We start from the raw sequence: 8716 nt of genomic DNA on the forward strand, positions 1-8716 counted from the left end.
GGGATTACATGTTATTTATTAAGCTTAGTAAAACAGGAAGTATTGAGTTTATACACCACGATCCATTGAATCCATATTACGGTTTAGGAACTGAAGAGGAATTGAAGGAACTTGAAGCAAATGGAGAGGGGTGTTATTAGATAAGTTACCAGACGTACAAGGAACACCTGGAAAACAAGCTGTTTTAAAATATGATAAAGAAAAAGGGTTGTACTATGAATATGTAGATGTACCTATTACTCCTGAACAAGAAGTACAAGATTTAAAAAAGCAGCAGGAAGAATTGTTGAAGGAAAATAGTCAGTTGGGTCAACAGGTAAGCGATTTAGAGATACAGTTAATGCAAAAAGAACAGGAATCTGTTTTATTAGGCCAACAGCTTAGCGAAAGGGAAATCAAACAACTGAAAAGTGACAAGGATGTTACCGCATTAGGTCAACAAGTGAGTTCGTTAGAAATTGAAGTATTAAAACTACAACCAACAACTGGAGGTACAAATTAATGACGAATACAACTGAAAATACTGAAGTGAGAAGTCCTGATTTTGAAAAGTGGAATTTCCGTTATCAAAAGAATTGGTGCACGAAACCACAATTAGTTATGGTAGTTGAGTTAGAAAGACTTACGCCAGAAGAATACAAATTAATTACTAGTTTAGAGTACCCAAACTTACAGTAGTGTAGGTTTTTTATTTTGCCTAAAAAGGAGCTGAACTAATGCAAGAAATTCAAGATTTAAAGCAAGAGATCCTCCAAATTAAGTCAGATCAGAAAGATATGCAACGTGATATTCGTAATCTAGAAACACGTACCACAGTCAATGAAAAGGACATTGTAAATATCAATAAACAGCTCGAAAAGATTAGTGCCAATACTACGTGGATTCTACGAATTATTATAGGGGCAATTGTAGCTGGCTTATTAGGATTACTCATGAAAGGTGGCATGTAATATGTCAAAAGAGAATATCAAAAAACGATTCCGCAACTGGAAAACATGGGTTGCGGTTTTTTCTTTGCTTGGATTTTTGTTTACGAAATTCGGGGTGCCAGAAGCTAAGAGTTTCTTAGATGAACTGGCGCCTTATTTATTATCTGTTGGTATCGCTTTAGGAATCTGGTCAGATCATGACGATAATCAAAAAGGAGATGTTGAATAATGGGTAAATTTGCAGGTTCAGGTGGTCATAATCAAAAGGTACCAGGAGCAAATAGTCAATACGGAATCGAGCATGTGGAGGATAGACGTTTCTTAGATGCTGTTGCTAAATATGTACAATCAGCAGGATGGGATTATGTGAACTGTTCTGACGAAGTAGGAACGACAAAATACGATGTTTGGAATAATGCAGCCAATAACCACTTACGAGTTAAAGATAGTGATGTAGATTTGCAGTTCCATTTAAATGCCACTCCAGGCGGTACAGGTTGTGAAGTGTGGTTACATCCTTCATACGGTAATAGAGAATTAGCAGCTAAAATTTCAAAAGCGATGGCCGATGCATTTGGATTAAGAGATAGAGGAATTAAGTTTTCAACAGAATTAGGTTGGATTAATAAAACGAAGACCGGACTACTTCCAGAAATCTGCTTTATCGATAATGAAACAGATATGCAAAAATACCGTGCTAACTTTGATAAGGCAGCTAAAGCGGTAGCTGAGGTTATTGTTGGCAAATCAATTCAAGCAAACCAAAATGATGGAGGAGTGGAGATTATCGTGAATAAATTTAGTAAAGTTGTTACGTATGAATTTGGTACAGCGTTAGTACCTGAGATGTTAGGAATGATGGATGCTCTTGGGTATGAATCTCGTATTATCTCATATGGAGATAAACAAGGATTAGTTAGATTTGAAACAGCATATCGCCAAGGGAATGAACTAGATCGAGCAACAGCATGGTTAGATATGAAAGGACTTAAATACTTCTATACAAAAGAATAGTTTGATAAAAACGAAAGCCGTCCTGTTGGGCGGCCTTTTTTTCATTTTGCATCAATAATATCAATAAATTTCAACGTCATATTATTATAAAATGCATCCGTACAAATTATAGATTTATTTAACGGATCAATATCAATGACGGTCATATAGCTAGTAAGTAAAAAACCATCTTCATAGTATGTAATCAATATTTCTTCTTCAGAAAGTAGCGAACATAATAGCATATTCTCAATACGTTCTTGTTCATCCTGTGTTAATGTAGGGCGTTTTACTTTTGTCTTGTCTTTAATAATCTCACGGATACCAGCGAATTGCTCCGGCATCGCTGCGAATGGAGTCCATTTAACCATTCCTCTTCCCTTTGGCATATTAGTGTTGTTCATGCTTTATGTCCCCCTAACAATGTGTTTCTGTATCTTGCTGTTGCACTATTTGTATACGAAATCCCTCGCAATATGCTGTTCTTACCAAATTTAGTGCGTATTTCGTCCATTACTTTAGTTAGTTTCATTTCTTTTTCTCGTTGTATTACATTATCGAATAGTGAGATTTGTTCTTCGTCTTCATTGATTAAGTTAGTTAAAGAAACATTGATGGTTCTAATGGGTTCTCCAGTATAAAACTCATGTAAAAAATATGTACAAATCTTATAAATATCCATTGTTAAATTGGTTGGTCGGTTCATAGTGTGAGTTTTTCTGAAACCACCAGCGCAATTTTTACTATAACCAATAGAAAAATGGATAGTTTGAGCTAGTTTGTTTTGCCTTCGCATTCGATAACAAACTTCCTCGATATGTTCCAGTAGAATAATTGGGAATTCCTCTATGGTGTAATCACGCATAAGTATTTGGCTTTTACCAATAGAAGTTGTTGCCGGAAGGTATTTTTCTGATATTCGGCTAAAATCAATGCCGTTGCTATGTAAGTGTAGTTCTTCGCCAATGACCCCGAAGCTTTGTTTTAAATATTTGAGTGGGTATTGCGCTAAGTCTCCGATTGAATGAATGCCTTTTCGGTTTAACTTTGCTTCTGTCTTACCCGAAATTCCCCAAAACTTACTAAGCGGTCGTATTGGCCATAATTTTATGGGTACATCTTCGTACTTCCAGTATGCTATACAATCTTTCGTTTTCTTCGCTTCCACATCTAAAGCTACTTTGCTCATTAATGGGTTAGGACCAATCCCTATCGTGCATTCAATTCTTGTCTTTGCGTATATCTCACGTTTGAATTTCAATGCAAATTCATATGGATCATTAGCAAACAAATGAATACTATCCGTAATGTCCATAAAGAACTCATCGATTGAATATTGGTGAAAATCCTCAATCGGCACGTATTGTAGAGCTAACTTCGTGATGAAATTAGAGCATTTTATGTAAGTACTCATAATTGGATTTACCACAAGGATATCTTTACGTCGTGGTATTTCATACAATCTCGCCATTTTCTTAACGCCTAATGCTTTTAATGGTGGAGTTGCAGCCAAAACAATTGAACCACTCCTATTCACATCACCAACTACAGCCAATTTAGTATGAAGTGGGTCTAATCCCATTTTGATGCACGATACGCTGGCATAGAACGAACGAAGATCTACACATAAAACAATTCGATTTGGCAATATTGAATAGTCATACACCGTTATTCCCCCTAAACAACAGAACGTTAGTTCTTATTATATACGAATGTATGTTCTTTTATGGAGAGGTTTTTTCAAAAAAATAAAATAGCCCCACCCATTTAAGTGAAGGCTACATCCAAAACTCATCTTCATTTATGTTTTTCCCCAACTTTTTTAATCCCCTTGTGATTTGGGATATAGTCGAAAATTTAGGTGTGTATTCTTTATCATTACATACTTTTGAAATCGTACCTCTACTTAACTTAGCTGCCTTTTCTAATTCCCCTTGTGAAATCCCTTGTTTGTCTAACCATTTACCAAATTTACTACGTTTTTTACCTAATCCAAACACCCCTATCACCTCAAGCATAGCTTGCCCTTTTCGTCATTTTTTTAAACGCGAGAAAAAAACTGACATAAAGGCCAAACAGTACGAAATACCTTTTACCATACCAAACAAATTACGATTCTCAGTTCCGAATTGATAGCCTTTTAAAAATTCGTTTTATCTATTCCAAATAGAATTCGCTCACAGAATGATGCTTCAGACATTACAAGATTAGTATTTTCAATGATTCATAGCCGTTTTCATCTCTTCTAATCTTCAGGGACTATTCTTGCAGAATACATAAAGAAGGGTGGTGTCAGTTTGTGATATTTGAGTTAGTAAGTTCAGCGGCAGTTGGTGGTGTAGTCTTTCTATCAAAAATGCATCAAAAAGGAGCAACAAATGATGCCTCTAAGATTCAAAGAATATGTGCTAATTGTGGTTTGAAAGTGAAGGAAGGAAAAGAGACCAGGACTATACAGCTGCTTCGAAAAACTAAAAATGATTGGGGAGTTGAATATGCATATAGGATTCCGCTTGGTCTTAGCTTCTCCGATTTTGAACAAAAGATACAACATTTAGAGGATGGATTAAATCACAAGAGCAAAGTTTTTGATTTCAAACTACAAGACTTCAAATCTCTCCGCCTAAGAAAAGATATCTTAAAACAAATACAAAAACATCATAAACAAGAAAAAGCTCGTTAGAAAGGAAATTGAGCTGTCTTACGATGGGTTACTTAAAATACGAGTTTACGAGAAAGGGATTCCTGATTTTGTGAAGTTTGAAGAAGATATGATGAGGCAATGTAGAGGATGGGAAGTGCCTATTGGTTACACAAGGGACGGATTAGTAAAACACGACTTTGACCAGTTATCACATATGATTTCTGCTGGTATGACGGATATGGGGAAATCGAATGTATTAAAGCTTATTATTACTTCGCTGGTACGCAACCAATCAGAAAATATAAAGCTATTCCTAATCGATTTGAAGGGTGGTCTCTCTTTCAACCGATACCGATTCCTAAATCAAGTCGAATCAATTGCGAAGAATCCAGAGGAAGCCCTTGAGACTCTAAGGGAATTGCAAGATAAATTGAATGCTAGAAACGAATACTTACTAGAAAAAGGATACGAAGATATAAAAGAAGCCGGGGAGCCAATTAGGTACTTTGTAATCGTAGATGAAGCAGCCGACATGACGCCATATCAGGAGTGCAAGGACATTATTGTAGATATAGGTCGTCGTGGCAGGGCAGCGGGATTCCGTTTGGTATATGCGACACAGTACCCAACAAATGAAGCATTGCCATCTCAACTAAGACAAAATATAGGTGCTCGTGTTTGCTTTAGATTGCAGACAGAAGCGGGAAGTCGAGCTGTACTTGATGAAGGCGGTGCAGAGAGTCTCCCTAATATAAAAGGAAGGGCTATATATCAAACGAACGAGAAGAAGGTCTTACAGACGGTTTATATCGATAATAAGCAAATAGATAACATCATAAAGCCACATATCAACATAAGAGCAAGGAAGGAGCATGAAGATGCAAAAACTAGCCATGAAGGAAGCGCGAACAGAAAGTATACTCTTGAGCTTGAAGAAACTCGGCTTTCTTAGTCGAAAGCAAATCCAGGTACTTCATGATCTTGGCGGTGATAGGAATGCTTCTCGTGTCATGAAGGGCATTGAAGAATATGTATCTAGCTTTAGGGATGGAGAGAAAATTTTCTATTTGAACAAGGAAGGGCGCGAGCGTATCGGGAGTAAGAAAATACTCAAACGTTCGAATCAATTTCGCCACTACATTATGAGGAATGACATCTACATCGCTTACGAATGCCCGAAAACGTGGAAGCAGGAAGTGAAAATGAATGTAAAAGGTATCGTTTCCATAATTGCAGATGCACTATTCACTGATAATGGCCGTTATCACATTGTAGAAGTGGATCATGAGCAGAAAATGAGTGCGAACCGTATCAAGATGCAGAAATATCGCAAATTGATGGAATGCAATGTATTTGAAAAACCACCTAAATTTATTTGGTACACCACGACGGAATACCGCAGGAAGAACCTGCAAAAGCTTTGCGAAGGATTAGATTGCAACATATTTACGGTTACTGATTTCCATTAAAAACAGGGAGATGGTCCATATGGCAGCGGAGACAATGAGCATCAAGGATTTTATGGATGGTAACTATGGAGCGAAGAAAAAGTGGAGCTTGTTCAAAAAGAAAGCAAAAAAATACGCACCTGTCGCAGTGCGCGTTTCATTGGTAATCGGTAGTGCTATTATATTCAGCAACATTATAGATATTCCTCACGTATTTGCTGATGGAAATAATCCAGATGTGAATGAAGTATTTAAAGATGTGCAGTCCAACGATGGGAAGATAAAAAATTATATAGATGGCCAACTGTACAATCGTATTGTTAATGCATTTGAACCGGTGATTTTTCTCATAAAAGCAGTGTCCTATCCAATTGCATCCGTTGTAGCGTTATGCGGCGGGCTATTCATTATGGTTGGTAGCCAAGAACGGGGATTCTCGTTAATAAGCCGCGCGGGAATTGGTTATATTGTAGTTCAAATGATTCCGTTGTTTATGAGATTGCTTGTTGAGATTGCTAAGGCTATATAAATAAAGGGGGATATCTTTTATGTTTCGAACTAATTCTGCAAGAAATGGTTTTAAAAAAGAAACAGAATGCGAATGGTGTAAAGATATAATCAGTAAAGGGGACTGGGTAATAAATAGTTCGGAATTTGGCATCTATCACGATGAGTGTTATAAAGAATTTTTGGCGAATGAGTTTTCATATGATTATGGAATGTGGGGTAAGGATATTACAGAAAAAGATTTGTTTTGCTAGCCCTATATGATAGGGATTTTTTCTTTGCAGGAAAATCCTAACCATCATGGAATACTGTCACTAGGAGGTGTTGTGACGTTATGACGGACGAAATTGTCTATTCCGCTAGTGAAGTATACAAACGACTAGGAATTTCCGATAGCACCCTTAGAAAGTACATGGAAGTATTGCAACGAGAAGGATTCGCTGTAAAGAAAGATAATCGTGGCAGACGCCAATACACAGACAATGACATTATGGTGATTGAGAAATTAATTGAACTTAGTAAGCATGACGGTATGACGCTAGAGAAGGCAGCGAAGATGATTGCGCAGCAAATAGAGAAAGTTAATCCGGATCTGATTCAAGAAGAGTCTGAGGAAACGGACTTAGTTCCATTCCACATTAAACAGCAATTACAGGAACAGTACAGCGTTATGGCGCAAGAAATGAATCAAAGCATGTTAGCGATGGAGAAGCGATTGAGTGAGCAGGCGAAGCAAAGCAACGAGGAAATTAAAGCGAGCGTTGAAGCGCATAATGAACGAGTGGAAAAACGATTGGAAGCACGGGATGAAACGCTTATGAAGACACTACGTGAGATGCAGGAAACGAAGAGAATGATGCAGGAGTTTCGCGATGAGGTTGCTGCTGCGAAAGAGAAGAAAAAGCCGTGGTGGCGGTTCTGGTAACAAAATATAAAAATGAACTAAGTATATAATGGAACGCCTAGAATCATAGAACAGGGAAAAGCCCGACTAAATTAACCGGGCTTTTTTTAATAGATTATTTCGTTATATCAATAGCTTTCATTAATGGTACGGATATATTCCAACCTGCTTGTGATGTATAAGAATAACTTCCTTCTATGTTTCCTGTTACTGTAACTATATCTTTTTCAACAAATTCTGTTGGTTTATCGAAAGTTACATAAACAATGTCGTTGGTGTTATATCCATATGACTTTTTTGTAACAGCTAATCTAATATCAGTTGAACCGCCACTTTCTATGATCTGAACAATTTCACCAGTATATTTCACTAATTCGTCTTTATGTCCATCCGGATTTTTCTTTAATTCAGGATAAGAAAGATCTTTCGCTAGTTTCTTTTTTTCTTCAATTTCTGCTTTTTCAGCTTCTTCTGCTGATAGAGCATTTTCAATATTTACTTTTCCAGCATTAATTCCTCTAACTTTAAATCCATTTTCTATCTCTTCTAATTCCCCATTAGATTTATAGTTTTTTTCGAAATTGTCATAGTCTTTGAATGCATCTAATGCAGCTTTGTTTTCGGCATCAACAGTAAAAGTCATTTTAAAATCATAGTTTCCATTTTTAACAACTTCACGTCCTGACGTTTCGGATACATGGTCACCAAATTCAAAATGAAAATTCCCATCATGAACAGTGCTCTCTTTTGACATTACTGCTATATATTCTTTTTCTGGCTCTTTGATAACACCTTTTGCTTTTGATCCTTCCGGCATATTTGTTTTTACATTTACCGTTAACATTTTAGTTTCTGGATTATAAGAGTATTCGCCTACTTCAAAATTAATTGCTTCTTTTTGTGCTTCTTTTTCGGCTTGTTCTTTTTCTAATCTTTGCTCATGTTCTGTCCAAGATTCCCTTTTTTTCTCTTCTGCTTTTTCTCCATTCCCACAGCCGCTAACGAAGAGTGATGCAGCAATAATAATTCCGCCAATTTTATAATGTCTTTTCAATGCACGATCCTCCAAGATGTTTTCTAATAAGTTTTTTGTCGCATTATATTATAACAGAAATGTAATATTGTTCAATTTTGTTACTGAGATTCCATTTTTAAGGTGATTAACTTTTCTTTTATGGGTATTCCATCGCTAAATGTCTTCTGTTAACGATAGATATGGTGCGACAAGAAGTCGCATTCCCACAGGGTAGCTTCTGCTACTAGATTAGATGCAAAGTCTATCTCCATCCGA

14 protein-coding genes and 1 pseudogene are annotated in these 8716 nt (G+C 36.7%); 11 read left to right on the forward strand and 4 right to left on the reverse strand.

The genetic code is table 11. From position 1 onward, the window contains the following. The first annotated feature begins 8 nt into the window (after positions 1–8). From PDQ33_RS20255 to PDQ33_RS20280, 6 genes are read left to right on the forward strand one after another with little or no spacing between them, the layout of a single operon-like run. Positions 9–140, forward strand: coding sequence for a hypothetical protein (locus tag PDQ33_RS20255; RefSeq protein WP_270393627.1), 132 nt, complete (start codon positions 9–11; stop codon positions 138–140). Next, a complete protein-coding gene (locus PDQ33_RS20260) occupies positions 131–502 on the forward strand; it encodes a hypothetical protein (protein WP_000923246.1) in 372 nt (123 codons plus the stop codon). The genes PDQ33_RS20255 and PDQ33_RS20260 overlap by 10 nt, the downstream gene beginning before the upstream one ends. Next, the gene (locus PDQ33_RS20265) at positions 502–678 is read left to right on the forward strand and encodes an XkdX family protein (protein ID WP_000185897.1); all 177 of its coding nucleotides are present in this window, start codon (positions 502–504) and stop codon (positions 676–678) included. Before PDQ33_RS20260 ends, PDQ33_RS20265 begins: the two co-directional genes overlap by 1 nt. 38 nt (positions 679–716) lie before the next feature. Continuing rightward, complete coding sequence (locus PDQ33_RS20270; protein WP_001156200.1) at positions 717–950, forward strand: hemolysin XhlA family protein; 234 nt, start codon at positions 717–719, stop codon at positions 948–950. Between the two features lies 1 nt (position 951). Further along, positions 952–1158: a hypothetical protein gene (locus PDQ33_RS20275; RefSeq protein ID WP_000032299.1), complete on the forward strand. Its 207-nt coding sequence runs from the start codon at positions 952–954 to the stop codon at positions 1156–1158. Next, the gene (locus PDQ33_RS20280; RefSeq protein WP_000514296.1) at positions 1158–1943 is read left to right on the forward strand and encodes an N-acetylmuramoyl-L-alanine amidase; all 786 of its coding nucleotides are present in this window, start codon (positions 1158–1160) and stop codon (positions 1941–1943) included. Before PDQ33_RS20275 ends, PDQ33_RS20280 begins: the two co-directional genes overlap by 1 nt. 41 nt (positions 1944–1984) lie before the next feature. Here PDQ33_RS20280 and PDQ33_RS20285 read toward each other — a convergent pair whose 3' ends face one another. The 3 genes from PDQ33_RS20285 to PDQ33_RS20295 all read right to left on the reverse strand — a co-directional run bounded on the left by PDQ33_RS20285 (position 1985) and on the right by PDQ33_RS20295 (position 3940). Then, positions 1985–2326 (reverse strand): YolD-like family protein, encoded by a 342-nt coding sequence (locus PDQ33_RS20285; protein WP_270393631.1) that lies wholly within the window; start codon positions 2324–2326, stop codon positions 1985–1987. Next, the gene (locus PDQ33_RS20290) at positions 2323–3588 is read right to left on the reverse strand and encodes a Y-family DNA polymerase (RefSeq protein ID WP_270756497.1); all 1266 of its coding nucleotides are present in this window, start codon (positions 3586–3588) and stop codon (positions 2323–2325) included. The genes PDQ33_RS20285 and PDQ33_RS20290 overlap by 4 nt, the downstream gene beginning before the upstream one ends. Before the next feature lie 112 nt (positions 3589–3700). Next, on the reverse strand, positions 3701–3940 hold the full coding sequence (locus PDQ33_RS20295; RefSeq protein ID WP_000895135.1) for a helix-turn-helix domain-containing protein: 240 nt from the start codon (positions 3938–3940) through the stop codon (positions 3701–3703). A gap of 281 nt (positions 3941–4221) precedes the next feature. Between PDQ33_RS20295 and PDQ33_RS29090 the strand changes: the two are divergent. From PDQ33_RS29090 to PDQ33_RS20325, 5 genes and pseudogenes are all read left to right on the forward strand, one after another. Then, a pseudogene (locus PDQ33_RS29090) lies at positions 4222–5518 on the forward strand (FtsK/SpoIIIE domain-containing protein). Next, the gene (locus tag PDQ33_RS20310) at positions 5490–6035 is read left to right on the forward strand and encodes a replication-relaxation family protein (RefSeq protein WP_270393642.1); all 546 of its coding nucleotides are present in this window, start codon (positions 5490–5492) and stop codon (positions 6033–6035) included. Before PDQ33_RS29090 ends, PDQ33_RS20310 begins: the two are co-directional and overlap by 29 nt. A gap of 19 nt (positions 6036–6054) precedes the next feature. After that, positions 6055–6543: a hypothetical protein gene (locus tag PDQ33_RS20315; protein WP_000718641.1), complete on the forward strand. Its 489-nt coding sequence runs from the start codon at positions 6055–6057 to the stop codon at positions 6541–6543. Between the two features lie 19 nt (positions 6544–6562). Next, positions 6563–6775 (forward strand): hypothetical protein, encoded by a 213-nt coding sequence (locus PDQ33_RS20320; RefSeq protein WP_000490198.1) that lies wholly within the window; start codon positions 6563–6565, stop codon positions 6773–6775. 80 nt (positions 6776–6855) lie between these two features. Further along, complete coding sequence (locus PDQ33_RS20325) at positions 6856–7446, forward strand: DUF3967 domain-containing protein (protein WP_000128984.1); 591 nt, start codon at positions 6856–6858, stop codon at positions 7444–7446. 94 nt (positions 7447–7540) lie between these two features. Here the strand turns inward: PDQ33_RS20325 and PDQ33_RS20330 are convergent, their stop codons facing one another. Continuing rightward, a complete protein-coding gene (locus PDQ33_RS20330) occupies positions 7541–8479 on the reverse strand; it encodes a hypothetical protein (RefSeq protein WP_270756494.1) in 939 nt (312 codons plus the stop codon). Positions 8480–8716: the final 237 nt, after the last annotated feature.

The organism is Bacillus cereus group sp. Bc031 (genome assembly GCF_027716265.1).
Lineage (GTDB): Bacteria > Bacillota > Bacilli > Bacillales > Bacillaceae_G > Bacillus_A > Bacillus_A paranthracis.